28 protein-coding genes are annotated in these 25449 nt (G+C 71.7%); 19 read left to right on the top strand and 9 right to left on the bottom strand.

Translation table 11 applies throughout. The annotated features are described in order from the left end of the window. Positions 1-35: 35 nt before the first annotated feature. Positions 36-659 (top strand): 3-hexulose-6-phosphate synthase, encoded by a 624-nt coding sequence (hxlA, locus tag IFT88_RS14930; protein WP_043597635.1) that lies wholly within the window; start codon positions 36-38, stop codon positions 657-659. A gap of 99 nt (positions 660-758) precedes the next feature. Here the strand turns inward: hxlA and IFT88_RS14925 are convergent, their stop codons facing one another. From IFT88_RS14925 to IFT88_RS14915, 3 genes are read right to left on the bottom strand one after another with little or no spacing between them, the layout of a single operon-like run. Further along, on the bottom strand, positions 759-1094 hold the full coding sequence (locus IFT88_RS14925; RefSeq protein WP_043597633.1) for a hypothetical protein: 336 nt from the start codon (positions 1092-1094) through the stop codon (positions 759-761). Then, positions 1091-1699 (bottom strand): Asp23/Gls24 family envelope stress response protein, encoded by a 609-nt coding sequence (locus IFT88_RS14920; RefSeq protein WP_043597669.1) that lies wholly within the window; start codon positions 1697-1699, stop codon positions 1091-1093. Before IFT88_RS14920 ends, IFT88_RS14925 begins: the two co-directional genes overlap by 4 nt. After that, positions 1696-2331 carry an RNA polymerase sigma factor gene (locus IFT88_RS14915; RefSeq protein ID WP_192121496.1) on the bottom strand — a complete coding sequence of 212 codons (636 nt, stop codon included), beginning with the start codon at positions 2329-2331 and terminating at the stop codon, positions 1696-1698. The genes IFT88_RS14920 and IFT88_RS14915 overlap by 4 nt, the downstream gene beginning before the upstream one ends. Before the next feature lie 191 nt (positions 2332-2522). Between IFT88_RS14915 and IFT88_RS14910 the strand changes: the two genes are divergently transcribed. The 13 genes from IFT88_RS14910 (at position 2523) to opgC (ending at position 13585) form a co-directional block, all read left to right on the top strand. Beyond that, entirely contained in the window at positions 2523-2960 is a 438-nt protein-coding gene (locus tag IFT88_RS14910; protein WP_043597631.1) for an Asp23/Gls24 family envelope stress response protein, read from the top strand. Continuing rightward, a complete protein-coding gene (locus tag IFT88_RS14905) occupies positions 2957-3145 on the top strand; it encodes a DUF2273 domain-containing protein (RefSeq protein ID WP_043597628.1) in 189 nt (62 codons plus the stop codon). Before IFT88_RS14910 ends, IFT88_RS14905 begins: the two co-directional genes overlap by 4 nt. Then, a complete protein-coding gene (locus IFT88_RS14900; RefSeq protein ID WP_043597627.1) occupies positions 3142-3495 on the top strand; it encodes a hypothetical protein in 354 nt (117 codons plus the stop codon). Before IFT88_RS14905 ends, IFT88_RS14900 begins: the two co-directional genes overlap by 4 nt. Continuing rightward, on the top strand, positions 3492-4070 hold the full coding sequence (locus tag IFT88_RS14895) for a DUF6286 domain-containing protein (RefSeq protein ID WP_192121494.1): 579 nt from the start codon (positions 3492-3494) through the stop codon (positions 4068-4070). The genes IFT88_RS14900 and IFT88_RS14895 overlap by 4 nt, the downstream gene beginning before the upstream one ends. Further along, positions 4067-4669: a hypothetical protein gene (locus IFT88_RS14890; RefSeq protein ID WP_056227520.1), complete on the top strand. Its 603-nt coding sequence runs from the start codon at positions 4067-4069 to the stop codon at positions 4667-4669. Before IFT88_RS14895 ends, IFT88_RS14890 begins: the two co-directional genes overlap by 4 nt. Before the next feature lie 96 nt (positions 4670-4765). Next, positions 4766-5857 carry an Asp23/Gls24 family envelope stress response protein gene (locus IFT88_RS14885; RefSeq protein ID WP_192121492.1) on the top strand — a complete coding sequence of 364 codons (1092 nt, stop codon included), beginning with the start codon at positions 4766-4768 and terminating at the stop codon, positions 5855-5857. Positions 5858-5877: 20 nt separating this feature from the next. Beyond that, entirely contained in the window at positions 5878-6270 is a 393-nt protein-coding gene (locus IFT88_RS14880; RefSeq protein WP_249409075.1) for a hypothetical protein, read from the top strand. Positions 6271-6347: 77 nt separating this feature from the next. Next, positions 6348-6953: a hypothetical protein gene (locus tag IFT88_RS14875; protein ID WP_056227528.1), complete on the top strand. Its 606-nt coding sequence runs from the start codon at positions 6348-6350 to the stop codon at positions 6951-6953. Positions 6954-7110: 157 nt separating this feature from the next. Further along, positions 7111-8301 (top strand): GAF domain-containing SpoIIE family protein phosphatase, encoded by a 1191-nt coding sequence (locus tag IFT88_RS14870; RefSeq protein ID WP_056227531.1) that lies wholly within the window; start codon positions 7111-7113, stop codon positions 8299-8301. Between the two features lie 59 nt (positions 8302-8360). Then, entirely contained in the window at positions 8361-10310 is a 1950-nt protein-coding gene (locus tag IFT88_RS14865) for a glycosyltransferase (RefSeq protein ID WP_342212178.1), read from the top strand. Continuing rightward, entirely contained in the window at positions 10307-10639 is a 333-nt protein-coding gene (locus IFT88_RS14860; protein WP_043597617.1) for an STAS domain-containing protein, read from the top strand. Before IFT88_RS14865 ends, IFT88_RS14860 begins: the two co-directional genes overlap by 4 nt. After that, positions 10632-11051 carry an ATP-binding protein gene (locus IFT88_RS14855; RefSeq protein ID WP_192121490.1) on the top strand — a complete coding sequence of 140 codons (420 nt, stop codon included), beginning with the start codon at positions 10632-10634 and terminating at the stop codon, positions 11049-11051. Before IFT88_RS14860 ends, IFT88_RS14855 begins: the two co-directional genes overlap by 8 nt. Beyond that, complete coding sequence (gene opgC, locus IFT88_RS14850; RefSeq protein ID WP_192121488.1) at positions 11039-13585, top strand: OpgC domain-containing protein; 2547 nt, start codon at positions 11039-11041, stop codon at positions 13583-13585. Before IFT88_RS14855 ends, opgC begins: the two co-directional genes overlap by 13 nt. Here opgC and IFT88_RS14845 read toward each other — a convergent pair whose 3' ends face one another. Genes IFT88_RS14845 through otnK form a run of 3 tightly spaced genes read right to left on the bottom strand, consistent with a single transcriptional unit; the run spans position 13586 to position 16340 of the window. Continuing rightward, entirely contained in the window at positions 13586-14371 is a 786-nt protein-coding gene (locus IFT88_RS14845) for a DeoR/GlpR family DNA-binding transcription regulator (protein WP_043597616.1), read from the bottom strand. Positions 14372-14391: 20 nt separating this feature from the next. Continuing rightward, positions 14392-15069: a class II aldolase/adducin family protein gene (locus IFT88_RS14840; protein WP_043597614.1), complete on the bottom strand. Its 678-nt coding sequence runs from the start codon at positions 15067-15069 to the stop codon at positions 14392-14394. Next, positions 15066-16340: a 3-oxo-tetronate kinase gene (gene otnK, locus IFT88_RS14835; RefSeq protein WP_192121486.1), complete on the bottom strand. Its 1275-nt coding sequence runs from the start codon at positions 16338-16340 to the stop codon at positions 15066-15068. The genes IFT88_RS14840 and otnK overlap by 4 nt, the downstream gene beginning before the upstream one ends. A 167-nt stretch (positions 16341-16507) precedes the next feature. Here otnK and IFT88_RS14830 point away from each other — a divergent pair, with 167 nt between their 5' ends. Then, positions 16508-17869, top strand: coding sequence for a homoserine dehydrogenase (locus IFT88_RS14830; protein ID WP_342212170.1), 1362 nt, complete (start codon positions 16508-16510; stop codon positions 17867-17869). Between the two features lie 118 nt (positions 17870-17987). Further along, a complete protein-coding gene (locus IFT88_RS14825; protein ID WP_192121484.1) occupies positions 17988-19361 on the top strand; it encodes an SLC13 family permease in 1374 nt (457 codons plus the stop codon). A 268-nt stretch (positions 19362-19629) separates the two neighbouring features. On the opposite strand, the gene IFT88_RS14820 is transcribed toward IFT88_RS14825, so the two are convergent. Genes IFT88_RS14820 through IFT88_RS14810 form a run of 3 tightly spaced genes read right to left on the bottom strand, consistent with a single transcriptional unit; the run spans position 19630 to position 22061 of the window. Beyond that, the gene (locus tag IFT88_RS14820) at positions 19630-20355 is read right to left on the bottom strand and encodes a hypothetical protein (protein ID WP_192121482.1); all 726 of its coding nucleotides are present in this window, start codon (positions 20353-20355) and stop codon (positions 19630-19632) included. Then, the gene (locus IFT88_RS14815) at positions 20352-20993 is read right to left on the bottom strand and encodes a hypothetical protein (RefSeq protein WP_056227548.1); all 642 of its coding nucleotides are present in this window, start codon (positions 20991-20993) and stop codon (positions 20352-20354) included. Before IFT88_RS14815 ends, IFT88_RS14820 begins: the two co-directional genes overlap by 4 nt. A gap of 60 nt (positions 20994-21053) precedes the next feature. Beyond that, entirely contained in the window at positions 21054-22061 is a 1008-nt protein-coding gene (locus IFT88_RS14810; protein ID WP_192121642.1) for a LacI family DNA-binding transcriptional regulator, read from the bottom strand. 147 nt (positions 22062-22208) lie between these two features. On the opposite strand from IFT88_RS14810, the gene IFT88_RS14805 reads away from it, so the two are divergent. Genes IFT88_RS14805 through IFT88_RS14795 form a run of 3 tightly spaced genes read left to right on the top strand, consistent with a single transcriptional unit; the run spans position 22209 to position 25442 of the window. Further along, positions 22209-23495 carry an ABC transporter substrate-binding protein gene (locus tag IFT88_RS14805; RefSeq protein WP_192121480.1) on the top strand — a complete coding sequence of 429 codons (1287 nt, stop codon included), beginning with the start codon at positions 22209-22211 and terminating at the stop codon, positions 23493-23495. Positions 23496-23505: 10 nt separating this feature from the next. Further along, the gene (locus IFT88_RS14800) at positions 23506-24540 is read left to right on the top strand and encodes a carbohydrate ABC transporter permease (RefSeq protein ID WP_043597606.1); all 1035 of its coding nucleotides are present in this window, start codon (positions 23506-23508) and stop codon (positions 24538-24540) included. After that, a complete protein-coding gene (locus IFT88_RS14795) occupies positions 24537-25442 on the top strand; it encodes a carbohydrate ABC transporter permease (protein ID WP_056227554.1) in 906 nt (301 codons plus the stop codon). The genes IFT88_RS14800 and IFT88_RS14795 overlap by 4 nt, the downstream gene beginning before the upstream one ends. Positions 25443-25449 lie beyond the last annotated feature (7 nt).

Raw genomic sequence — 25449 nt, 5'->3', positions numbered from 1 at the left:
CGATCGGGCCCCGTCGCCCCCACGAGGAGCACCACATGAAGCTGCAGTTCGCCATGGACACCCTGACCACCGACGCCGCCCTCGAGCTGGCCGCCGCCGCCGCGCCCAGCGTCGACATCATCGAGCTCGGCACGCCCCTGATCAAGGCCGAGGGCTTCCGCGCCATCACCGCCATCAAAGAGGCGCACCCCGACAAGATCGTCTTCGCCGACCTCAAGACGATGGACGCCGGCGAGCTCGAAGCGGGCGAGGCGTTCAAGGCCGGCGCCGACCTGGTGACCGTGCTCGGCGTCGCCGGTGACAGCACCATCGCGGGTGCCGTCAAGGCCGCCAAGGCCCACGGCAAGGGCATCGTCGTCGACCTGATCGGCGTCGGTGACAAGGCCGCCCGCGCCAAGGAGGTCGTCGCGCTCGGTGCCGAGTTCGTCGAGATGCACGCCGGGCTCGACGAGCAGGCCGAAGAGGGCTTCACGTTCGAGAAGCTGCTCGAGGCCGGCAAGGCGTCGGGCGTGCCGTTCTCGGTCGCCGGTGGCGTCAAGGCTGCCACCGTCGGCTCGGTCCAGGACGCCGGAGCCGACGTCGCCGTCGCCGGTGCCGCGATCTACTCGGCCGACGACGTCGCCGGTGCCGCCGCCGAGATCCGCGCCGCCATCAAGTAGCAGCACACGCACCACCCGCAGCGGCTCACGAGAGAGCGCTGACGCGCAGGAGGCGCGGTGTCGGTCGGACCGGCACCGCGCCTCCTCGTCGTCCCGCGGTCAGCGGGGCGCGTCGACCAGGCGGGCCGAGACCGACACCACGACCTCGTCGCCCGCGAGGCCGGAGGCGGCCAGGCGTCCCCGCAGCGCGTCGGCCGCCCGGGCCAGCGTCTCGGGCGTCGGGGAGTCCAGCGCGGTCGCCACGTGGGCGGTGACGGACACCGAGCCGGCCGCCCGCGAGATCTCGACGAGGCCGGTCGAGCCCGCGAGGTCGAGACCGGCCGCCACGGCCCGCACCGCACCCTCGACGACGGGGTGCGCGTCGAACACGTCGACCACGCCTTCGACGCCGCGCAGCACCTCGGTCAGGTCACGGGACAGCAGGTCGTCGCTCATCGGTCGTCCTCCCTCGCCACGAAGACGTCGTCGACGAGCACGTCGACCCGGACGACGGTCAGCCCGGTGTGCCGCGTCAGCGTCTCGGTGATGCGCGTGCGCAGCTCGTCCGCGACGGCGCCGAGGTCGAGTCCGTACCGGGCCGCGGCGGTCACCCGCACGACCACGTCGGCCCCCGCCGTCGTCAGGTCACCCTCGAAGGCCGTCGATCCGAGCACGACGCCGGACTGCTCGTCACCGGCCCGGCGCACCAGCCCTCGTGCCGCGGCCTCCGTCACGCTCAACCGCACCGCGGGGTCGGGGTGGCCCACCGGGATCTCGCGTCCGCCCACGACCTCGCGTCGGATCGAGTCGAGCAGGCCGTCGATCCAGGCGCCGTCGCGGTCGGGCTCGCGGGTGGCCCGGTCCTCGAGGGAGGCGCGGGACAGGTCGTGCACCCGGGCCAGCGACTGCAGGTAGAGACGGCAGGCGGCCGACCCCTCGATGGCCGGGTCGCGGGGAGTGCGCCCCGCGTCGAGGTAGTCGACGAGGCGGTCGACCGGGATGCCGTCGACCGTGTCGTCGGTCTCGGGCACGTCGAGGGGGGAATGGTCGTCGATGCTCATCGCCACGCCTCCATCTCGGTGATCAGGAACGCCCGGGCCCGCGCGATCTTGCCCCGGACCGTCGAGACGGGCAGGTCGAGGGCCTCGGCGATGTCCGCGTACGAGTAGTCGGCGGTCTCTCTCAACAGCCAACACCGTCGCTGGTCGAGGGGGAGCTTGTCGAGGGCCGACCACATGGCGTCGAGCTGCAACCGGGCCTCGACCACGCGCTCGGGCGTCTCGTGTCGCGGGGCCGACACCTCGAGCCGGTCGACGTCGTCGTGGTCGCGCCGGACCCGCAGACGGTCGACCGCCTTGTTGCTGACGATGCGCATCAGCCAGTTGCGCACCCGGGACGGGTCGTCGAGGTCGGCCAGGCGCCGCCAGGCGGTGAGGAACGCGTCCTGCACGACGTCGTCCGACTCGAGGTCGGAGCCCAGCAGGCGCGCGGCGTAGACCCGCATCAACGGTCCGTGTCGGCGCGCGATGACCTCGTAGGCGTGGACGTCGCCGTCGCGGGCCCGCACGGCCAGCGTCGCGTCCGCGGCGTCGAGGAGGGGGTCGTCGGTGGTGATGACGACCTCCTGCGATCGGATGGGGCGGGACGGGACGCGGCGGAACCCAGGAGGCGGGGGCCGGACGGCCCGCGCCATGCCTCTTGACTACCACCCCGTGCCCGGATCGGGGGACGTGATGGCCGAAATGTGAGTGGTGGTGAATCGTTGCCTGAAAGCTGGCTGACCCACCATGACACCCGCCGTGCCCCATGCGTCTGAATGATGTGACCCGCTTCACGGGCACCCCGACACCGACCGGTCCCACCGGTCCAGAGCAAGGAGCAACCATGAGCAACGTGACCCCCTCCACCAGCACCGCCGCTGCCAAGACCACGCAGTCCCACGCCGCCGGCAAGAACACCATCGCCGAGGGCGTCGTCTCGAAGGTCGCCGGCATCGCGGCCCGCGAGGTGCGCGGCGTCCACGACCTGGGCAACGGTGCCGCCCGTGCCATCGGCGCGATCCGCAATGTGATCAACCAGCAGGACCGCGGCCAGGGCGTCTCGGTCGAGGTCGGCGAGAAGCAGGTCGCCGCCGACATCGTCATCGTCGCCGAGTACCCCGTCGAGCTGCAGAAGGTCGCCGACGACGTGCGCAAGTCCGTCACCGACGCCATCTCGCAGGTCGTCGGCATGGAGGTCACCGAGGTGAACGTCACCGTCTCCGACGTGTACATCCCCTCCGAGGACAACGACGACGACACCGACGACAGCCGCGTCAAGTGACCGCCACGACCACCGGCATGCTGGTCGGCGCCGTCCTGGCGCTGACCGCCCTGGCCTTCGGCTTCTGGGCCTTCGTGTTCGTCGCGATCGCCATGGCGATCGGGTTCGGCGTCGGCCGTGTCGTCGAGGGCAAGCTCGACGTCCGCGGCCTCGCCGACGCACTCCGCGGGCGGCGGTCGTCGTGACCGCGGCGGTGACGGCCGACCGGGCCCTCCACGGCCGGAACAAGATCACGTCACGTGCCGTGCGTCGGGTCGTCTCGGCCGTCACCGCGGAGGCCCTCGAGGTCTCCGCGTCGAAGGTGTCGGTCGAGCTGGCCGACCACGACGGCGCTCTCAGCGTGATCGCCAAGACCCCCATCCGGGTCTCGCCCCTGGGCGTCTCCGAACGCCGTTCGGGCACCCTGCTGGACCGCCTCACGGCGGCCCAGTCCACCATCCGTGACCGCGTGCTGCAGCTGACCGGGTCGAGCATCGACAAGGTCGACCTGCAGATCACCGGTGCCGACATCCGAGAGAGGAAGCGCGTCGCATGAGCACCGCATCGCTCTACAAGCGCATCGTGCGCCGTGAGACGCACTCGTCGCGGGCCGGCATCGCCATCACCCTCGCCGTCCTGCTGATCGTCGCCCTGGCGTGGATCGGCACCGAGGCGGTCCTCGAGGCCGTCGGTACGGCACCGCTGCTCCTGGCGCCGACCGACCTCGTCGGTTCGACCCTCGACGCCGCGAGTGCTCCCGTCGGGGTGCTGACGGCCGTCGCGGTCGTCGTGGCCCTGATCGGGCTCGTCCTGATCATCGTGTCGCTCGCCCCCGGTCGCCGGGGTCGTCGCGGGGCGCGAGCCGAGCGCACCGTGGCCGTGGTCGACGACCGGGTCATCGCCCGCTCGCTGGCCCGCACCGCGAGCTACGCCGGCGACGTCGACCCCTCGCAGGTCAGCGTCAGCGTGGGCAAGCGCAGCGCCCTGATCGAGGTCACCCGCACGTCGGGCCGTCAGACCGACGTCCGCAGCATCGACGAGGCCGTCCGCGACGAACTGGACGCCTACGACTTCAGCCCGGCCCTGCGTCACAAGGTCAAGTTGTCCGAGAAAGGAACGGTCGGCTCATGAACAGCACCAATCGCGCTCTGAACCGCATCGTGGTCTTCGTCATCGGCCTCGTGCTGCTGCTCGCCGGCGGAGCCGTCGCCGTCGGCGCCCTCCTGCCCGACGTCCAGCAGACCGTCTCGCAGGGTGCCTCCGACGTGAAGGGCCCGACCACCGACGCCCTCACCGACCAGCCGTGGATCCTCTGGGTCGTCGCGGTCGTCAGCCTCGTGCTGATCGTCTTGCTCGCCTGGTTCGCCCTGCGACAGGGGCACGGCCAGACCGGCACGCTGCTCACCGTCGACGAGGGGTCGCGTCGCGACCAGACCACCGGTGGTCGCCTGGTGATCGACGCGAAGGTCGCCGAACAGGTCCTCGAGGAGGCGCTGGCCGACACCCCGGGCATCGTCTCGGTCGACGTGACCGCCTTCCGCGTCAAGCGCGAGTCGGTCCTGCGGGTCACCGCGAACGCCCGTCGGGGCGTGTCGCCGACCGAGATCCGCCGGAGCATCGACCAGGCCGTCGCCCACTGGGACGGCGTCCTCGGCACCGAGACGCCCGTCGTCATCCAGATCAACGGCGGACTGCGCAGCCAGATGTCGTCCGCGACACGGCTCGACTGACGCCCGTCGCCCCACCGCACGGACGGCCCTCGCCCTCGACCGAGGACGGGGGCCGTCCGTCGCACCACCCACGTTCCCCGATGAAAGGCCGGTCTCATGAACGAGTCCACCCACCACGTCACCCCCATCGACATCGACGCCGCGGCGTCCACCGAGGCCACCTCGCCCGAAGAGGTCCTCGAGCACACGATCGGCGTCACCGTCCTCGGCGTCTCGGGCGTCCACGCCCTCGGCACCTCGACCCAGCGACTGGCCGGTGCCCTGCGCACGGCGATCGGCACGGGCTCGGTCCCCGGCGTCCGGGCCGGCACCACCGACGAGGGACTCGTGGTCGACATCGCCGTCGTGGCCGAGTACCCCACCAACGTCACCACGCTCGCCGACACCGTCCGCACGCAGGTCCAGCACGCCGTCGGGCAACTCGACGGCGAGGAGGTCACGGTCAACGTGACCGTCACGGACGTGCACGGCCCGTTCGACTCCGACGAGGACGCCGCCGACAAGGTGAACGCCGCGGCGGACAAGGCGAAGCAGGCCGTCTCGGACGCCGGCGACAAGGTCGGCGCCGCCGCCTCCGCCGCGGGTGACCGGGCGAAGGAGGCCGGCGAGAAGACGAAGGCCGCCGCCGGCGAGGCACGGGACCGCGCCGCGGATGCGGCGGGCGACCTGTCCGACAAGGCCGCGGCCGCGGCGGGCGACCTGTCCGACAAGGCCCGCGAGTTGGGTGACAAGGCCGGCGAGGTCGCCGAGCAGGCGAAGGCCACCGCCGCCGAGGTCGGCGAGAAGGCGGCGGACAAGGCCGACGACGTCGCCGACGAGGCACGCGACGTGGCCGACCAGGCGAAGGACGCTGCCGCCGACGCCCGCGACTCCGCGGCGGACCGCGGCGACGACGCCCGCTCGACGACCGCCGACGCCACCGACGCTGCACTGGACAAGACGTCCGAGGTCGTCGCCGGCGCCCGCGAGAAGGCTGCCGACGCCGTGGACGGCGTCGCCGACGCGGTGGACGAGAACCGGGCCTCGGACGGCGACGCCCCCCGCGCCTCCTCGGGAGACGCAGGCCACACCGACGGCGCCGACGTGACCGTGACGGTCGACGGCGGCACGGTGACCGTCGAGGTCGACTCCGACAGCGACGCGCAGGTCGTCGTCGACGGCGACGACGTCGCGACGACGGAGAAGTGATGTTCGGGCGGCGCACCACGATGACGACCCGACGTCCCCGGCCACGGGCCGTCTGGGCCGCCCTGGTGACCTCGGTCGTGCTCTGCGTGCTCATCGTCGTCGGCGTGCTGCTGCCCGTCCTCACCCTGATCGGTGCGGCGGACGGCGGCACGGCCGGCGCCCTCGACGTGCCCGTCGGCTCGATCGCCGCCGCGATCGCCATCGGTTACGTGCTGGCCCTGGTCTTGCTGCTGCTCGTCGTGAAGGTGCGCAACGGCGCCCTGGCCTGGGTGCTCGGGGTGGCGGCCGTGATCTCGACGCTCGTCGTGTCGCTGTGGCCCCTCGTGGCCGTCGCCCTCGCCGGGGTCGACCAGGTGCAGGACCTGATCCCGTTCATCCAGGACCTGATCGCCCGGTTCTGGCCCGGCAACTGACCGGTCCCGAGGTGGACCGACCCGTCTAGGCTGAGGCGGTCGTCGGAAGGGGTCCGGCGCGTCACCGGGGGATCATCATGCGCTTCAGCACCACACCAGCACTCGCCACCGTCACCGGGGCCGTCGCGCTCACGCTGCTGCTCGCCGGCTGCACCGGCGGCGGTGACGACTCCGGTGACGCCGGTCGGTCGTCGTCGGGTCAGGCGACGGCCACGGCCGACGCCGCCGAGCAGGCGTCCGGCGAGTTCACCCTGCCCGCCGACTGCGACGCCGCGGGCGTCGTGCTGGGTGATCTCGTCACGGGGCGGACCCTCGTCGCCGAGACGTCGACCATCGGCGACGACGAGGCGAACTGCACGTGGACCAGCGAGGCCGACGGGTCACGCGTCGGGTTCATCGCGACGGTGAAGGAGCTCGACGCGGCCGGGATGGACGCCGAGGTGCCCGAAGAGGGGAACGTCGACGGGCTCTCCCTCGACCAGGTCGACGACGAGCGCGTGGACGCCTTCGACGGTCGGGCCTTCGTCGCCACGGCCGATGCCGACGCACCGGTCGTCGGGGGCGGTTCGGTCGTCCTGACCCCGCACGGTCTGCTGAGCATCTTCGTCGCGGCGCCTGCCGGGTCGCCCGCTCCGATCGAGCCCGCCCGATCGCTCGATCTCGTCTTCGACTTCCTCGACTGACGCGAGGCCTCGAGGAGGCGCGGTGCCGGTCGACCGGCACCGCGCCTCCTCGGTGTCCCCCTAATGGTGGGCATGACGCGGCGAGGGCTCTGTGGCATCGTTGCAGGGTTCGGAGACGGCACGCTCCCACCAGGCGCGCCCAGCGAGAGGGAGCCGTGTGATCAGGGACGAAGTCCGCGAAGAACGTCGGCAGCGAGCGGTCGAGACGCTCGGCATCGTCGAGTCCGGCCGTGAGGCCCGCCTCGACCGCGTGACCCGCGTCGCCCGGGCCGTGTTCGGGGTGCCGCTGTCGTCGGTCACCGTCATGGACCACGAGCGCGCGCTCTTCGTCGGCCGGGCGGGCTTCGACGACCCCGAGTCCGGGCGCACCGACACCCCGTGCAGCCTCGTGACCGACACGGGCGAGATCGTCACCACCGACGACGCCCGCGTCGACCCGCGGTTCGCCCACCTGGGCGCCTTCAACGACAACGGGCTGCGGTTCTACGTCGGTCACCCGCTGCGCGACGGATCGGGCAACGTCGTGGGGTCGTTCTGCCTGATGGACGCCGAGCCCCGGCAGCTCTCGGACGACGAGATGGCCGAGTTCCGCGACCTGGCCGCCTGGGCCCAGGTCGAGCTCCTCGCCGACGCCGACGCCTCGGCCGCCCGGTCCACGCAGCAGGCGCTGTTGCCGGCCGAGCCCCTCGAGGTCGAGGGCGTCCGGGTCGAGGGCATCTGCCTGCCCTCGCTGAGCGTCGGGGGCGACTACTACGACTACGGACTCGTCGGCCGGTTCGTTCACGTGGCCGTCGGCGACGTGATGGGCAAGGGCGTCGGGGCGGCCATCATCGGGTCCTCCGTCCGGGCGGCCTGTCGTGCGGCCTCACCGCAGGTCGCCGCCGGACGCGAACTCGGCCTCGCGGTCGACCGCATCGAACGAGCCGTGCGGACCGACCTCCAGCGCACGGGGACGTTCGTCACGTACTTCCACGCCGTGCTCGACCTCGACACGGACGAACTCTCGTTCGTCGACGCCGGGGCGGGGCTGTCCATCATCGTCCGGGCCGACGGCAGCGTGCAGCACCTCGCGGGCACGGGGCTGCCGCTCGGGCTCGACGAGCAGCAACAGCACGTCACCGAGACGACCCGCCTCGGCGTCGGCGACCAGCTGATCGTCATGAGCGACGGCGTCCTCGACGTCCTCGACGACGAGTTCGACTGGGCCCTCGAGGTCGGGCGGCTCGCGACGCGGCCCGCCACCGGCGGTGCCGACGGCCTCGGCCTGCTCGGCTCGATGGCGGCCCTGACCGAGCGACGCCTCTCGCGCGACGACGTCACCGTCGTCGTCATGGACCGTCGCGCGTGACCGACACCCTGAGTCGCCGCGACCAGCGGCTGCTCGACCGGACCACCCCGGGTCGCCGCATCGTCGCGATCCGGGTGGCGGTCCTGCTGGCGTCGCTCGCCGGTCTGAACTACATCGTCTGGCGCTGGGCCGCGTCGGTGAACTGGTCGTCGTGGTGGATCGCGGTGCCGCTGATCCTCGCCGAGACGTACAGCGTGATCGACTCGCTGCTGTTCGGCCTCGGGGCCTGGCGGCTGCGTGAGCGTGGCGAGCCGCCGACCGCGCCCGACCCGGACGGCCTCGAGACTCGGGTCACGGTCGACGTCTTCGTCACCACCTACAACGAAGAGGTCGACCTCGTCATGCGCACCGCCCTCGCGGCGCAGCGCATCCGATACCCGCACACGACCTGGATACTCGACGACGGCGGTCGCCCCGAGATCCGGCCCGCCGCCGACGCCGCCGGCATCGGCGTCATCACCCGGTCGGACGACTGGGCCGACCGGCCGCGCCACGCGAAGGCCGGCAACCTCAACAACGCCCTCCTGTCGACCGAGGGCGAGTTCCTGCTGATCCTCGACGCCGACCAGGTGCCGAAGCCCGAGATCCTCGACCGCACCCTCGGCTACTTCAAGGACGAGCGCGTCGCTCTCGTGCAGACGCCGCAGTGGTTCGAGAACGTGCCCGAGTCCGACCCCCTGGGCAGCCAGGCGCCGTTGTTCTACGGGCCCATCCAGCAGTCGAAGGACGGCTGGAACAGCGCGTTCTTCTGCGGGTCGAACGCGGTCCTCCGTCGGGAGGCGCTGATGCAGCTGGGCGTCTCGCGGTACGTCACCGAGGTCGAGGCCGCCGTGCGTCGAGCCGTCCGCACCTCGCGGAAGCTGTTGGTGCGGGCCCGCGAGGAGGCCGTCGGCCAGCCCCGCGTGCTCGAGGCGTTGGACGACGCCGAGACCGTCGTCGAGCGGGCCCGGGCCGAGTTCGCCGCAGGGGAGTCCATCGGCGACGTCACCTACCGGTTCCAGCGCAGCATCGACACGATCGCCTTCCGTTTCGCCGACGCCGACCTCGCGGCCATGAAGGGCGACCTCGCCGAGCTCGCGGCCATGTCGCTCGGCCCCGACACGTTCGACGCCCTCGACGAGGCGGCCCTCGACCTGCTCGCGCAGCGGTCGTCCTCGCCGCTCGCCGCCATCGAGTCGATCTCGTTGCTCGTCGGGGCGCTCGACGTCGACCGCGGCTCCGAGGCGCAGGCGATCATGCCCCTGGCCACGATCTCGGTCACCGAGGACATGGCCACGGCCATGCGCCTGCACGGGCTGGGGTGGAGGTCGGTCTACCACGACGAGACCCTCGCGATCGGGCTCGCGCCCGAGGACCTGGCGACCATGATGACGCAGCGTCTGCGCTGGGCCCAGGGAACCATGCAGGTGTTCTTCCGCGAGAACCCCCTCGTGCAGAAGGGGCTGTCGTGGGGCCAGCGGCTCATGTACTTCTCCACCATGTGGAGCTACCTCTCGGGCTTCGCGGCCGTGGTCTACATCGCCGCGCCCGTGCTGTGCCTGTCGTTCGGCGTCGTCCCGGTGCAGGCCTACAGCGTCGACTTCTTCGCCCGCCTGATCCCCTTCCTGGTCCTCAACCAGCTGCTCTTCTGGGTGGTCGCGGCGGGCAGACCGACCTGGCGGGGGCAGCAGTACTCGCTGGCGCTCTTCCCGGTCTGGATCGCCTCGGTCACCACGGCGTTCCAGAACGTCTACCGCGGCCGCGCACTCGGCTTCTCGGTGACGCCCAAGACGAAGCAGGCGGCCACCGGCCCCCGGTGGGACCTCGTCCGACCGCAGATCTGGGCCGTCGCCTGCCTCGTCGCCGCACTCGTGCTGGTCGGCATCCGCTACGCCACCGGGCAGGCCGAGGGCATCGCGCCGCTCGTCAACATCGCCTGGGTGCTCTTCGACCTGGTGATCTTCAGCATCATCGTCCGGGCCGTTCTCTATCCGGGGCCCTCGGCACCCCACGACAAGGAACAATCATGATGACCGTCACCGTCGAGGCCGTCGAAGGCGGCTGCGTGCTCTCCCCACAGGGGCGCCTCACCGTCGTCTCGACACCACAACTCCGCGACGAGGTGGCCGCACGTCTCGCGGCCGGCGACCGCCTCATCATCGTCGACCTCTCGGGCACGACGTTCGTGGACTCGTCGGGCCTCGGGGCCCTCGTGTCGTGCCTCAAGTCGGCACGCCAGGCCGGGGGAGACCTGCGGCTCGTGGCCCCCACCGAGCAGGTCTCGATGGTGCTGCGCCTCACGAACCTCGACCGCATCCTCAAGCCCCGCGCCTCGGTCGCGGCCGCCCTCGATGACTGAGCGTCCCGGCCCCGTCGTCATCGACGTGGCCGTCGAACCCGAGAGCATCGACCTGGTGCAGAACGCCTTCGAGGCGTGGTGGACCTCGCTCGGCGACGACTCGCTCGAGACGCGCTTCTCGTTCGAGACCGCCATCGTCGAGATCGCGGCGAACGTCGTCGAGCACTCGCGCCGGTCCGAGGCCGACCGCGGCCGCCGCTTCACCCTCGAGCTCTCCGCCACCGACGACCGCTTGATGGCCGTCTTCCACGACAACGGCATGCCCAGCGAGATCGACCTCAGCGCCGTCTCGATGGCCGACCTCGAGGACGAGGACGGTCGCGGCCTGGCCCTGGCGCTCCTCAGCCTCGAGAGCCTCGACTACCGGCACGAGGACGGCCGCAACGTGTGGACGCTCGTGTGCCGACGCTGAGGCACCCGTCGGCGACGGTGCCACGTCGGCGGGCGGCCCGTCGGATCGGCGCGGCCCTGCTCGCCGTCGCGGCGTTCGTGCCGCTGGCGCTGGGGCCGGCGGTGCTCGGGGACGCGACGTCCGCGTCGGCCGCCGCCGCGCCTCCCGAACCCTCGGGCACGTGGTTCGGCCCCGACCTCGACTGGGGCTCGGACGGCCCCGACGGCTACGCCGGTCGACTCGGCGCGACGCCGTCGCTGTACGGCGTCAACATCGACTACCCGCTCGACGGTCGGGCCACCGACGAGTGGCGACGGTCGGCCCGTGCCGCGGCCGCCCAGGGCGCCGTGCTCGTGGTCAGCCTGGAGCCCACCGGGCGGCTCGCCGACCTCGACGCCGCGGACGCGCGTCGGGCCGACGACCTGCTGACCGAGATCGACCAGCAGTACGGCACGCTGCAACTGGTGCGCTTCGCGCCCGAGATGAACGGCAACTGGCAGCGCTGGGGGCAGCAGCCCACGGCGTTCGTCGGGGCGTTCCGCACGCTGGCCGACGTGGTCCACGCCGGGGACTCGCAGGCCCGCATGGTGTGGGCTCCGTCCTACGGTGCGGGCTATCCGTTCTCGGACGCCGTCGGCCGGCTCACCGAGACCCCCTCGGGCGACGTCGACCTGCTCGACACGAACGACGACGGGCGCGTCACCGAGGCCGACGACCCGTACGGGCCGTACTACCCGGGCGACGACGCCGTCGACTGGGTGGGTCAGTCGATGTTCTACTTCGCGAAGGGCAGCGCCTCGACGGCCGCCGGCACGTCGGTGCCGCTGGTCGAGAACCAGGCCCCGGCGGCGGGCGAGGTCGAGGCGCGCTTCGACGAGACCTGGGGCTACACCGAGGCTCAGCCGTCGACGTTCTACGAGCGCTTCGCCGAGGGGCGCGACCGACCCATGCTGCTCGACACGGGCGCCCTCTACGCCGACGAGTTCGACGGTGCCCCCGAGCTCGACGTCAAGCAGGGCTGGTGGCGTCAGGTGTTCGACGCCCTGCCGACCCACGACCGGATCGCCGGCGTCACCTGGCTCGAGGTCGAGCGGGACGAGGCCGAGGCCGGCGACCGCCCCGTCGACTGGCGGGCCACCGCCGAGCCGGGAATCGCGGAGGCCCTGCGAACCGACCTCGAGGCGGGCGACCGCATCGACCTCGGGCCGGTCAGCGACCGGGTGACCTCGACCGACGGCGACGCCGCGACCGTACAGGTGCGCGACGGCGGCGGCGACGAGATGGGCTGGATCGTCGCCTGTGCCGTGGCGCTCGCCCTGGCCTTCCTGGTGAGCGGCGTCGTCGGGCGCCTGCTGCCCCGCTGGCGCTACCCGGACGACGGATCCCCCGCCCGCGACCTGCGCATCGACCTCTTCCGCGGGTTCATCATCCTGGCCGTCGTCGTCACGCACATCGAGGTCGCGGGGCCGTTCTCGTTCGTCACGCTGAAGGCCGTCGGGGCGATCACGGGCGCCGAGATGTTCGTGTTCCTCAGCGGCATCGTGCTGGGCATGGTCTACCCGCTCGGCATCAAGAAGTACGGCGAGAAGGCGGCGGCGATCGGTGCGTTCGTCCGGGCGCGCAAGCAGTACGTCGTGACCCTCGCGGTCATCCTGATCGTCTTCGCGCTGAGCTTCGTGCCGTTCCTGAACACCGCCGCGATCACGACCTTCACCGACCGCGGCACGGGCATGACGGGCACCTCGGCCGAGGGACGCGTCTACGACCTCTACCCGAACGTCGACCGCCTGCTCGACTACCCGCCGCCCTGGTACGCGGTGCGCCAACTGCTGCTGCTCGAGATGGGGCCGTGGCCGTTCAACATCATGGGCCTGTTCGTCGTCCTGAGCCTGACGATCCCGGCGCTGACGTGGGCGATCAAGCGGCGTGCCTGGTGGGCCGTCCTGCTGCTCAGCTGGGCGATCTACGCCGTCGGTGTGGTCTTCCCGGACTTCCACCCCCTGCCGTCGCAGTTCGAGCCGGTGTTCCCGCTCTTCGCCTGGCAGGTGCTCTTCACCCACGGTCTCGTGATCGGCTGGTACCGGCGGCAGATCGTGGCGGCGCTGACCACCCGGCTCGGCAAGGTCCTGGTGGGCGTGGGAGTCGTCGGTTACGCCGGCTTCCTCGCGCTGATCTGGGCCGGTCACGCCTACGGCTTCAGCCCGGGGCCGATCCCGTCGGGTCTGTACGACACCCTGTACTCGACCGGCTACCAGCGCGTCGACATGCAGTGGGGCCGGCTCGTCGACGTGGCGCTCGTGGTCGTCTGCGTCTACGCGATCCTCACCGTGTTCTGGAAGCCGCTCTCGGCGGCACTCGGCTGGTTCTACGTCCCCCTCGGGCAGGCCAGCCTCTACGTGTTCATCTGGCAGGTCTTCTTCGTGCTCGCCGTCGCGTCGATCCCCGGGCTGGACCGCTCGGACGTGATCGTCGGCACGGTCGTCCACGTGGTCTCGGTGCTGTTGCTCTGGGTGATGGTGAAGAAGAAGTTCTTGTTCTCGGTCGTCCCGCGCTGATCAGGGGGCGGCGACCACGAGGTCGAGACCGGCGTCGACCAGGGCCGCCGTCGCCTCGTCGCCCAGGCGGTCGTCGGTCACGATCGTGTCGAGCTCGGCGAGGCGGAGGGCCCGGTACTTGCCGAAGCGACCGTACTTCGAGCTGTCCGCGACGAGCACCGAGCGTTCGGCGACCTCGAGCGCGGCCCGCTTGACCTCGACCTTGGCCTCGACGGGCGTCGTGACGCCGTGCGTGAGGTCCCACGAACTCGACGAGATGAAGGCGAGGTCGAGCGACAGCTCGGTGAGCGTCAACCGGGTCAGCCGCCCCAGCGTCGACTGGTTCGCGCTGTCGACCCGGCCCCCGACGACGATGAGGTCGACGTCGGGGTGGTCGAAGAACGACCGGACGGTCGCGAGGTCGTTCGTGACGACCGTCAGGCCGGTGAGGTCGTCGAGGTGCTCGCGCATGGCCTGCACGGTCGTGCCGGCGTCGAGGTAGACGGTCATGTGGTCGCGCACCAGCGCCGCGGCCGCGCGGGCGATGGCCCGTTTCTGGGCGACGTCGACGTCCTGCTTGACGTCCCGGCTCGCCTCGACCAGCAGTCGCGGGGTGAGCTTGGCGCCACCGGGGGTGGCCGTGACCCGACCCTCGTCCTCGAGGGTCGCGACGTCTCGCCGGACCGTCATCTGGCTGACGCCGAGGAGGTCGGTCAGCTGCCGGTAGCTGAGGACACGCTCGCGCTGCAGGTGCTCGACGATGCTCTCGCGCCGCTGCTCGGGGATGAGGGGGGCTGTGGGGGACACGTCGGCCTTTCTCGCGTCGGTCAGCCTAGTGCGGTGGGGCCCGTCCACGGCATGCCCGACGCCGCCGTGATGGCGGCCACCTGGTCGGCGGGGATGAGGCGGCGGTCGGCGCCCTGGGTCAGCAGCGCGATCCGGCAGGCCTCCTCGACCTCGACGGCACCGAGGACGGCCCGGTCGAGGTCCTCGCCGCTGACGACGCTGCCGTGGTTCGACAGCAGGGCCGCACGGAACGGCAGCGGACTGTCGGTGACCAGCGACCCCATGGCCGGGTCGCCGGGGGCGACGAAGGGCAGCAGCGGCACCTGGCCGACCCGCATGAGCGAGTACGGCGTGAGCGGCGGCACGGCGCAGTGCCCGGACCAGGGCTCGAGGCACGACAGGGCGACGGCGGAGGGGGAGTGCACGTGCACGACGGCCCGGTGCTCGGGGTTCTTGAGGTACATCGCGCGGTGCAGCGCGACCTCCTTCGACGGCTTCGGGCCCGCGAGCAGCGTGCCGTCGGGGGCGAGCACCGACAGGTCGTCGACGGTGAGCGACCCCAGCATGGTGCCGGTGCCGGTCATGAGCAGACGGTCGCCGTCGCGGACGCTGACGTTGCCCGAGCTGCCGGGGCTGAGGCCGGCGGCGACGAGTGCGCGGCCGGCGTCGACGAGTCGTTCGGCCGCGGTCGTCGCGGTCTTCGTGGTCGTGGCGGTCACGAGAGGGCCTCCCAGGCGGTCGAGAACAGGTCGGCGGCACCGAAGTTGCCGCTCTTCAGGACGAGGGCGACCGGTCGGCCGTCACTCGTCGTCGCGGCGCTCCAGCAGACGCCCGGGCCCAGCGGTGGCCCGACGATCAGGGCGGGTGCCCCGAGTGCCGTCACGACGGCACCGCTGGTCTCGCCACCGGCGACGACGACCAGCCCGACCGTGCCGTCGGCGACGAGGTCGTGCACGAGGGTCGACAGGACGGACTCGACCACGGACGCGGCCGACGGAGTCGAGGTCGAGGTCGAGGTCGACGGGCCGCGGGGGCCCGCCGCCACGACGTCGGACGGGTCGCCCACCGAGTAGACGACGGGGACCGAGTCGGCGTCGAGACCGCGCACCCAGTCGGCGAGTGCCGCGATCTCGGCCGCGGGGTCGGTCGTGGCGGCCGCGAGGTCGACCTTGCGCGTGGGGTGGGTGGCCGCCGCGTGGGCGATCTGGCCGCGGGTGGCGGTGGACGCCGACCCGCACACGACCAGGCGCCGCCCGCTCACGTGCGAGAACTCGGCGGGCAGGGCGGGTGGCGGGGCATCGGCGGCACCGACCCCGAGGGCCAGGCCCGCTCCGCCGCTGAGGAGGCGGTGGTGTGCCGTCGCCCGGCCGATCGTCTCGAGGTCGGAGTCGTCCACGGCGTCGACGACGAGGTAGCCCGACGGCGCGTCGTCGAGCGTCGATCGGAGCGCGTCGACCCCGGCGCGGACGTCGTCCAGGGGAACCTCCGTCACGGGGGTCGGTGTCTGGGGCGCCAGGAGATCGCGCAGCCGCGAGCGCGTCATGGGCGTCAACGGGTGGTGACGCATCGACGAGTCCTCGAGGAGGTCGTCGCCGACGAAGAGGCGACCGTCGCGGACGGTGCGGCCGTTCGCGGGGAACGCGGGGACGACGATCGCCCGGTCGACCCCGAGCCGGTCGCGGAAGGCGTCGAGGACGGGCCCGATGTTGCCCTCGTCGGTCGAGTCGAAGGTCGAGCAGTACTTCAGGGCGAATCGTCCGGCGCCGGCCTCGACCAACCAGGACAGGGCGGCGGCCGACTGCTCGAGGGCCTCGTCGACCGGGGCCGTGCGGGTCTTCAGGGCCACCACGACCGCGTCGACGCCGGCGTACGTCGTCGGTTCGACGGCGGCGGGGTCGACGACGACCACCGTCTCGAGGCCACGGCGGCGGAAGCCCGAGGCGAGATCGGTGGCTCCGGTGAAGTCGTCGGCGACGGCACCTATCAACATGCAGGACCTCTCGGTGGCGGGCGGGCTCACGGCGCCTCGGACTGGGCGGGTGGGCGAGGACAGTCTATGTGACTATTTGGTGCGATGTTTGACAATTTGATAAGTCTCGCTACAGTTGCCATGCTCGCCCGGGCCGCTCCTGGCCTCTTGAACGAACGGGAACAACGGTGATCCTCCACTCGACGACGTCTCGCGCGACTCCGGTCCGCGTCCTCCTCACCGGCGCGAACGGTGGCTACGGCCGCACGCTGCTCGACCAGCTGCGCCGCCTGCCCGACCTGACGGCCACGCAGCTCGTCGACCCCGACGTCGACGGGGTGACGGCCATGCTCCACGAGCTCGGGGTGCCCGCCGCGTCCGTCGCGACGCCGTCGACGGCGGCGGCGACCGCCGAGGCGGTCTCGGCCGGCTCGATCGCCGTGATCGCCGACGCCTCGGCCGTCGACTGGGACGGTGTCGACGTCCTCGTCGAGGCCACCGGTCGCATCGAGGCCGGGCACGGCTACGCGGACACCGCGCTCGACCGCGGGGTGCACGTCGTCATGGTCAGCAAGGAGGTCGAGACCGTCGCCGGCGTGGCGCTGAGCGCCAAGGCCCGTGCGGCCGGCCTGCGGTACCTGCCCGGCGACGGCGACCAGCCCGCGAACCTGTTGCGTCTCGTGGCCTGGGTGCTCGAGTGCGGCTTCGACGTCGTGGCCCTCGGCAAGTCGGGCGAGTACGACCTCGCGTTCGACCCGGCCACGGGCGTCGTCGACCAGGCCGGCACGACCGTCCACGCTCCCTCCCTGGCGTCGCTGCTCGACCTGGGCGACGACCCCCTGGCGACGGTCGAGACGCGTGCCTCGGCGGTCGCCGGTCTCAAACGGGCAGCGGCCGCCGACTCGTGCGAGATGAACGTCGTCTCGCTCTACACCGGCGCCCGCGCCGACGTCGAGGCCATGCACTACCCCGTCGCCCGGCCGGACGAGCTCGCAGACCTCTACACGGCGCGCGAGGACGGCGGTCTGCTCGGCCGCACCGGCGTCGTCGACGTCTTCTCGATGCTCCGCCTGCCGGGCGAGGCCAGCTTCGCCGGCGGCGTCTTCGTGATCGTCCGCACCGGCGACCCCGTCACCTGGGAGACGCTGCGCGGCAAGGGGCACGTCGTCAGTCGCGACGGCCGCCACGCCTGCATCTACTGGCCGTACCACTTCATGGGCGTCGAGACCCCGCTGAGCATCGTCGCCGCGGTCGACGGGACGTCGCGCCTGCCCGAGCCCCGGCAGCACACGATCCTCGCGGCCCGGGCCGACGAGGCGCTGACGGTCGGCACCGCCTTCCGCGTCGAGGGCCACCACCACGAGATCGCCGGTGTCGTCCCCGTCATCGTCGACCCCGACGACGACGGGATCGCGCCCTACTACCTGCTCGGCGGCGCGCGGCTCGTGGCCGACGTGGCCCCCGGCGACCTCGTGCGACTGGACGACCTCGCCGACGTGCCCGAGGCGGCGCTGGCGGCCTACCGGGCCGGGCTCGCGCTGGGTCGCTGACCCGCGCCTCCTCGGCCTTTCCCCTTCCCCCCTCCCGACCCGTGACACCCCGAACCAGGAGATCGACGACGATGCCCTACACCCCCGAACCGACCGAACCCACCCCGGCGGCGACCTCGTGAGCGTCGAGCTCGTCGCGCTGATCGTCCTCGTCGCCGTCTTCGCCCTCTCGGCGATCCGCAACGTGCACATGGGCGCCCTGGCGTTCGTCGCCGCCCTCCTGGTCGGCGTGCTCGTCGTCGGCGAGAGCCTCGACGACGTCCTCGGCGGCTTCCCGGTCGACGCCCTGCTGATCCTGCTCGGCATCACCTACCTGTTCGGCATCGCCCGCGAGACCGGCGTCGTCGACTGGCTGGTCGACCGCTCGGTCGGTCTGATCGGCGACCGCGTCGCACTCATCCCCTGGGCGATGTTCGTCATCGGCACGCTCGTCGCGTGCCTCGGCACGTCGCACGCCGCCTTCACGATCGTGCCGATCGCGATGAGCCTGGCGCACAAGCACAAGATCCACTCGACGATGATGGGCATCGTCATGAGCTCGGCCATCGTGGGCGGTGCCCTCGCCCCGACGAGCATCAACGGCATCACGGTCATGACCGTGGCGCGGGCCTCGGGCATCCCGTACAACCCGGGTCTGATGTTCGGCCTCTCGGTCGGCGTCAACACGCTCGTCGTGCTGGTCGCGTTCTTCCTGTTCGGCGGTCGAGAGCTGATCGCCCGGACCCGGGCGGCGGGCGCGGCCCGGGCCGCGGTGGCAGCCGGCGGGACCGGCGGCACCGGCGGCACGCGCAGTGCCGGAATCGGGCGCGCTGCCGGCGCCGGGCACGGTCAGGGCGGCACCGCCGTCCTCGCCGAGCCGGCCACCGCCACCCGACTCGGCGCGTACCAGCTCGTCGTGCTCGTGAGCATCCCGGTGCTGATCGTCGGCTTCTTCACGATCACGCTGCTCGACGTCGACCTCAACCTCGGTGCGGTCGCACTGACGCTCGCCGTCTTCCTCGCCTTCCTCAAGCCCGACGTCGGCCGTGCGTCGCTGGCGCGCATCGACTGGAACACCATCCTGTTGCTCGGCGGGATCATCACCTACGTCGGCGTCCTGACGCGGCTCGGCGCCATCGACCAGCTCGGCGAGGTCGCCCGCTCGGTCTCGTCGCCGCTGCTCGCCGCGTTCGTCATCTGCGTGATCGCCGGTCTCGTGTCGGCCTTCGCCTCCACCATCGGCATCCTGGGTGCGCTCATCCCGCTCGCCGTCCCCCTGCTCGTCCCGGGCGGCGGACTCGAGATGACCGGCTTCATCTACGCCCTGGCGATCTCCGCCTCGCTCGTCGACTGCGCTCCGTTCGGCACGACCGGCGCGACCATCGTCGCCTCGGGTGTCGAGGAGGACCGGCCGCGCCTCTACCGCCACCTGACCCGATGGGGCCTCTCGATGGTGGTCATCGGACCGGTCGTCACGCTGCTGGCGTTCGTGGTGCCGTTCCTCTGGGCCTGATCGGTCGGGCCTGACGGCCTCGAGGACGCAGGAGGCGCGGGTCGCGTGACCCGCGCCTCCTGCGTGTCCGCCTTTCTCGCGATGTCACCCAAACGGGGGAGACGTGCCGCTCCGAAGACATGCCCGGGTGCCCCTGGGCACCCCGTGCCCGACCGACCCCGTCGCGGCACGCCGTCGGCGGCCCGAACCGCTGGCATCGTCGGGAGCCCGAACTCTCGGCACGGACTCTGGTGTCAAGGGCGACACCGGGGTCTGCGGGGGGTCGAGATCAGGTCCGGTCGAGAGCGAGCCGGACTCGACGAGTCACGCCCGGGCCGCGCTCGAGTCCGGCCGTCAGGGCCGGGCGGCGATCGAGCCGTGCCAACGCGGAGAGCAGGCGACGCCTCTCGACGGCCGTCGCGCCCTTGCCTAGGCGGACGGTCCTGCCCACGGCCGTGCCGAGCAAGGCGATGTCGAGGAGATGGCGGTCGGGGTTCGGGTCATCGTTGACGAGAGCTGCCGCCTTCGCGAACAGGGCGCCTTGCAACGTCGGTCTGAGAACCGTTCCGACGACACCGGCGACCTCGACCTGGATGGGCTCTGCCCGATTCAAGGCCCCTTGTGCGCCCGCGGAAGCGATCGTCGTTCCGCCCGAGGCACCTCGTCGGGAATCCGCTCGTACGCCGAGGAAGCGCGGGATCAGGACGTCGATCTGCGCTCGGCCGTTCACCCATCGATGGTGGTGGCCGGTCCACGACTCACCGTCCGGCCCGTAGCCGAGGTCCGCGAGGCTGCTGGTGAAGTCGTAGAGCATCCGGGGATGTGCCCGGACGTCCAACACCGCGTCTGCGTCCTCGGTGGGGCGAGACGAGGTGATCCCGTGCTCCCAGCACAACGAATGGACCATCTGACCACCCACGAGGCACCAACCGGTCGGCAGTCGCTGGTGGACGGCGAAGAGGGCATGCCACGCGGCTGCCTGGGTCGGTGTCATGACGGGGGCGACGATTGTCATGCCAGGTGCTCGGCGACGAGACGGCCGACCTGGGCCCGCTCGCGTGGCCCGGGGCTCTGTGCGAGGTCCACGAGCAGGACCGCCAACGGCACCGGATCACTCGGGCGGACGTCGTCGACGTGCAACAGGACGGTGGGCCGGTCGGAGGGTTCGAGGATGAAGTCGTCGAGCACGGCATCGAGGTCATGGGCGCCGACGTGGGCCTCGAGCATCCCGGCGGCTGCGATCCCGGCACGGGGGTCGCTGAACCCGGAGGGGACGACGCGGCCGTCCGCGGGGAGGTCGGCGACATCGCTCGGCAGTCCGTCGAGTCTGAGGGGCCGCCGGGGTCGGAACCATGCCCAGATGAGATCGGCGGGGTCCGCGTCAGACCTCAATTCGTCGAGATGCCTCGCGAGGCGCAGCCTCTCGGTGGGCGTCAATCCGTCGTCGAGACCGTCCAGTCGTGCGGACAGGGCCTTCTGCATGCGGACGCCGAGAGGGCGCCGGGCGACGGCCCTGTGTTCGAGTGACTCGTCGATCAACCAACGCCCCGCGACCCGCCGTGCGGGTAGGGCGCCGCATGCCGCCTGCGCTTGGACGCGGCGGACCGACAGACCGTTCTTGGCGGCGTAGTCGGCGACACTCTGCTCTGGCATGCACACAAGGGTACGCCCCGACGTACGGAAGTGTGAACGGGAGATCGCAGTCGCAGGCGGTCACCCGCGCGGCGGCCCCGTCGTGCCGCGCACCACGAGCCGCGTCGGCAGCTGCACCTCGGGGGCGGTCGGCTCGCCGCCCTCGAGCATCGTGAAGAGCATGCCCGCGGCCGCGCTGCCGAGCCGCTGCATGGGCTGCTGCACGGTGGTCAACGGAGGCGACTCCCGCGAGGCCTCGGGGATGTCGTCGAACCCGACGATGCTGAGGTCGTCGGGCACCCGCAGGCCGAGGTCGAGCGCGGTGCGCAGCAGGGCGATGGCCGAGAGGTCGTTGGCGGCGAAGACGGCCGTCGGCCGGTCGGGGCTGGTCAGCAGCGAGCGGGCCGCCTGGCGAGAGGCCGTCAACTCGAAGTCGCCGTTGCGGGTCAGTGCCGGGTCGCGGGTGACGCCGGCCGCCCGCAGCGCCTGCACGTAGCCCGCCTCGCGCAACGAGGCCGAGCGCAGGTCGGGACGGCCGGCCAGGAATCCGATCCGCCGGTGGCCCAGGCCGAGCAGGTGCTCGACGGCGAGCAAGGCGCCGCCGCGGCTGTCGGCCTCGACCGACGGCAGGTCGGTGCGCCCGGTGTGCGGGTCGACGGCCACCACCGGGATGCTCGCGGCCGTCGTCAGCACGGACGGCGTGACGAGGATCGCCCCGTCGATCAGCGTGCCGCTCAGCCGGCTGAGCGAGCGACGCTCCCAGCCGGTGTTCTCGCCGCGGTGCGCTCCGCTGTAGGCCAGCAGGTCGTACTCGGCTCCCCGCGACCGCACGGCCGCCCCGACGCCCTTGAGGACCTCCGAGCTGAACGGCTCGAAGTCGGCGACGAGCACGCCGATCACCCCGGTGCGGCGGGCCCGCATGCTGCTGGCCACGAGGCTCGACTCGTAGCCGAGCTCGTCCACCGCCGCCATGACGCGCTCGATCGCCTGGGCCGAGACGCCGTAGCGCCCGTTGACCGCCTTCGACACCGTCGCGACCGACACCCCGGCCGCCCGCGCCACGTCGTGGATCGTCACCCGTGCCGTCATCACGTCGGCAGCCTAGCCCGACGGAAATGGTTTTCGAAAACGTTTGACACCCGTCCGGACGTTTTCGACACTGAGGCCATGCCGCGCATCGGAGCACGGCACGCTCGGCCGACCACGGCCGCTCAACGAAGAGGAAAAGGTGGAACCATGACCACATCTCGACGGCTCCTGGCCGGGTCGGCGGCCCTGCTGATCGGAGCGGGACTGCTGACCGGCTGCAGCACCGGGGGAGGAAGCGGGTCGGACGACGGCACGCTCACCCTCTGGCAGAACTCGACGACCGGCCCCGGCCAGGACTTCTGGACGGCGACCGCGGCCGACTTCGAGAAGGCCAACCCGGACGTGAAGATCGACGTCCAGACCGTCCAGAACGAGGACTTCGACAGCAAGCTGCAGACCGCCCTCAACTCGGGCGACGCCCCCGACGTGTTCCTGCAGCGCGGCGGCGGCAAGCTCCAGGCGATGGTCTCGGCCGGACAGGTCAAGGACCTCACCGACGTCATCTCGGACGAGGCGAAGAAGGACATCAGCGAGGGCACCTTCGGGTCGGGCTCGGTCGACGGCAAGGTCTACTCGATGCCCGTCGCCGTCCTCCCCGGGGGCTTCTGGTACAGCCAGGACCTCTTCGACGCGGCCGGCATCACCGAGGCCCCGAAGACGATGGACGAGCTCGACCAGGCCGTCACCGCCCTCAAGGGCTCGGGTGTCTCGCCCGTCGCGCTCGGCGGCAAGGACGCGTGGCCCGCCGCGCACTGGTACTTCTTCTTCGCCCTGCGCTCGTGCAGCTCGGACGTGCTCGAGAAGGCCGCGACCGACCGTGACTTCAGCGACGACTGCTGGGTGAAGGCGGCCGAGGACCTCGCCGACTTCCGCGACACCGAGCCCTTCAACGACGGCTTCCTCACCACGGCGGCCCAGCAGGGCGCCGGCAGCTCGGCCGGCCTCGTCGCCAACCACCAGGCCGGCATGGAACTGATGGGTGCGTGGGACCCGGGCGTCATCGCCTCGCTCACGCCCGACCAGCAGCCGCTGGCCGACCTGGGCTGGTTCCCCTTCCCCGCCGTCGACGGTGGTGACGGCGAGGCCGGCGCCATCATGGGCGGCGTCGACGGGTATTCGTGCTCGGCCGGCGCTCCCGACTCGTGCGTGGACTTCCTGAACTACCTGGCGACCCCCGACGTGCAGGAGGCGTACTACAAGGCCTTCAACGCGCCTCCGGTCAACACGGTCGCGCAGCAGGCCGTCACCGAGCCCTACCTGCAGGACGTGCTCAGTGCCTACAACGACGCCCCGTTCGTCTCGCAGTGGCTCGACACCGTCTACGGCCTGAACGTCGGCAACGCGATGAACGTCGCCGTGGTCGACCTGCTCTCGGGCGACGGCACGCCGCAGCAGTTCGTCGACGCCGTCGACGCCGCCGCCAAGAAGGCGTAGAGGTCGGATCGTGAGCCTCCGCGAACCCTCCGTGCGGCCCGCCGCACCCTCGCGGCCTCACGCCACCGCCGGGGGCGAGGCACTCGTCTCGCCCCCGGTGGCCTCCCGGGCCGTGTCCCGGAAGGGGCGTGGCGCCCGCGGCCTCGAGATCGCCCTGCTCGTCGGCCCCGCCCTCGTGGTGTTCCTGGCGTTCGTGGTCTTCCCGATCGTGATGGCCGCCTACTACGGCTTCTTCAGCTGGTCCGGCTTCGGCCCGCCGACCGACTTCGTCGGGTTCCGCAACTACGTCACGATCTTCCAGGACCCGACCTTCCTCGACGCGTTGCGGCACAACGCCACGATCGTCGTGCTCTCGCTCGTGCTGCAGGGCCCGGTCGCCATCGGCCTCGCGTTGCTGCTCAACCGCAAGCTGCGCGGTCAGTCGCTCATCCGCGTGTTGATCTTCGTGCCCTACGTCATCAGCGAGGTCGTCGTCGGCACGGGCTGGAGCCTCATGCTCCAGGGCAGCGGCGCCGTCAACGACCTGCTCACCAAGGTCGGCCTCGGCTCGTTCGCCACCGACTGGCTCGCCGATCCCAGCATCGCCATCTGGACGCTGCTGGTGATCATCACCTGGAAGTACGTCGGCTTCGCCGTCATCCTCTTCCTCGCCGGGCTCCAGGGCGTGCCCGAGGAGCTCAGCGAGGCCGCGGCCATCGACGGCGCGAGCTGGTGGCAGATCCAGCGCCGCATCACGCTGCCGCTGCTCGGACCGACGCTGCGCATCTGGGCGTTCCTGTCGATCATCGGCTCGCTGCAGCTCTTCGACCTCGTCTACATCATCTGGGGTCAGTACATCGCGGCGACCGCCGGCACCTCGACCATGGCGACCTACATGGTCGCGAACGGCCGCACCTCGGGCAGCTACGGCTACGGCAACGCCGTCGCGGTCGTGCTGTTCCTCATCTCGCTCGTCGTCGCCCTCGTCTACCAGCGCTTCGTGCTGCGACGCGACACGGCCGGGGCCGTCACGACCTCGGCGACCACCGCAGGAGAAGAACGATGACCGCCTCGACCCTCACCGCGCCTCCTCGGGGCCGCGGGCCCGCCGCCACCGGCGACCGACCGCCGACCCGCAGGAGGCGCGGCATCGCCGACCCCGGACGCGGCGTCGCGTACGTGGTCGCGGCGGTCGTCATCGTGGCGATGCTCGCGCCCGTCGCGTTCATCGTGATCGGCGGCTTCCGCACCAACGCGCAGATCACGACCGACCCGTCCGGGTTCCCGAGCCCGTGGCAGATCGGCAACTACCTCGACGTGCTGACCGGCGGCACGTTCTGGCGACAGGTCGGCAACTCGCTGATCTCGGCCGGGGCGACCACGATCGGCACGGTCGCGCTCGGTCTGGCCGCCAGCTACGTGCTGGCCCGGTACCGCTTCGCCGGTCGCGGGGTGCTCTACGCGCTCTTCGCGGCAGGCCTCATGTTCCCGATGACCGTCGCGATCACGCCGCTGTACCTCGTCATCCGCGACCTGGGCCTGACGAACTCGTTGGCCGGCGTGATCCTGCCGCAGATCGCCTTCGCCCTGCCGACGACGATCATCATCCTCGTGCCGTTCCTCCGCGCGATCCCCGACGAGATCGAGGAGGCCGCGTTCATCGACGGCTGCAGCCGCCTCGGCTTCTTCTTCCGCATGGTGGTGCGGCTGTCGCTGCCCGGCGTCATCACGGTGGGCATCCTCGCCTTCATCGGCGCCTGGAACTCGTACCTGCTGCCGCTGTTCATCCTCAACGACCCGTCGACGTTCACCCTGCCCCTCGGCGTGCAGGCGTTCTCGTCGCAGTACTCGGTCGACACGGCACGGGTGCTCGCCTTCACGGCGCTCTCGATGCTGCCCGCGTTGATCTTCTTCAGCCTCTTCGAACGCCGCATCGTCGGCGGGCTCACCGGGGCGGTCAAGGGATGACCGCCAC

This window comes from Frigoribacterium sp. CFBP 8751 (assembly GCF_014841545.1).
Classification (GTDB): domain Bacteria; phylum Actinomycetota; class Actinomycetes; order Actinomycetales; family Microbacteriaceae; genus Frigoribacterium.
The sequence above is the reverse complement of the archived record's forward strand: the minus strand, read 5'-3'. Positions and strand labels throughout refer to the sequence as shown.

Excerpts from the sequence above, each read along its gene's own strand:
- hxlA (WP_043597635.1), top strand. The coding sequence starts at position 36 with ATGAAGCTGCAGTTCGCCATGGACACCCTGACCACCGACGCCGCCCTC.
- IFT88_RS14925 (WP_043597633.1), bottom strand. The coding sequence starts at position 1,094 with ATGAGCGACGACCTGCTGTCCCGTGACCTGACCGAGGTGCTGCGCGGC.
- IFT88_RS14920 (WP_043597669.1), bottom strand. The coding sequence starts at position 1,699 with ATGAGCATCGACGACCATTCCCCCCTCGACGTGCCCGAGACCGACGAC.
- IFT88_RS14915 (WP_192121496.1), bottom strand. The coding sequence starts at position 2,331 with ATGGCGCGGGCCGTCCGGCCCCCGCCTCCTGGGTTCCGCCGCGTCCCG.
- IFT88_RS14910 (WP_043597631.1), top strand. The coding sequence starts at position 2,523 with ATGAGCAACGTGACCCCCTCCACCAGCACCGCCGCTGCCAAGACCACG.
- IFT88_RS14895 (WP_192121494.1), top strand. The coding sequence starts at position 3,492 with ATGAGCACCGCATCGCTCTACAAGCGCATCGTGCGCCGTGAGACGCAC.
- IFT88_RS14890 (WP_056227520.1), top strand. The coding sequence starts at position 4,067 with ATGAACAGCACCAATCGCGCTCTGAACCGCATCGTGGTCTTCGTCATC.
- IFT88_RS14885 (WP_192121492.1), top strand. The coding sequence starts at position 4,766 with ATGAACGAGTCCACCCACCACGTCACCCCCATCGACATCGACGCCGCG.
- IFT88_RS14880 (WP_249409075.1), top strand. The coding sequence starts at position 5,878 with ATGACGACCCGACGTCCCCGGCCACGGGCCGTCTGGGCCGCCCTGGTG.
- IFT88_RS14875 (WP_056227528.1), top strand. The coding sequence starts at position 6,348 with ATGCGCTTCAGCACCACACCAGCACTCGCCACCGTCACCGGGGCCGTC.
- IFT88_RS14860 (WP_043597617.1), top strand. The coding sequence starts at position 10,307 with ATGATGACCGTCACCGTCGAGGCCGTCGAAGGCGGCTGCGTGCTCTCC.
- IFT88_RS14855 (WP_192121490.1), top strand. The coding sequence starts at position 10,632 with ATGACTGAGCGTCCCGGCCCCGTCGTCATCGACGTGGCCGTCGAACCC.
- otnK (WP_192121486.1), bottom strand. The coding sequence starts at position 16,340 with ATGTTGATAGGTGCCGTCGCCGACGACTTCACCGGAGCCACCGATCTC.
- IFT88_RS14820 (WP_192121482.1), bottom strand. The coding sequence starts at position 20,355 with ATGACAATCGTCGCCCCCGTCATGACACCGACCCAGGCAGCCGCGTGG.
- IFT88_RS14815 (WP_056227548.1), bottom strand. The coding sequence starts at position 20,993 with ATGCCAGAGCAGAGTGTCGCCGACTACGCCGCCAAGAACGGTCTGTCG.
- IFT88_RS14810 (WP_192121642.1), bottom strand. The coding sequence starts at position 22,061 with ATGACGGCACGGGTGACGATCCACGACGTGGCGCGGGCGGCCGGGGTG.
- IFT88_RS14805 (WP_192121480.1), top strand. The coding sequence starts at position 22,209 with ATGACCACATCTCGACGGCTCCTGGCCGGGTCGGCGGCCCTGCTGATC.
- IFT88_RS14795 (WP_056227554.1), top strand. The coding sequence starts at position 24,537 with ATGACCGCCTCGACCCTCACCGCGCCTCCTCGGGGCCGCGGGCCCGCC.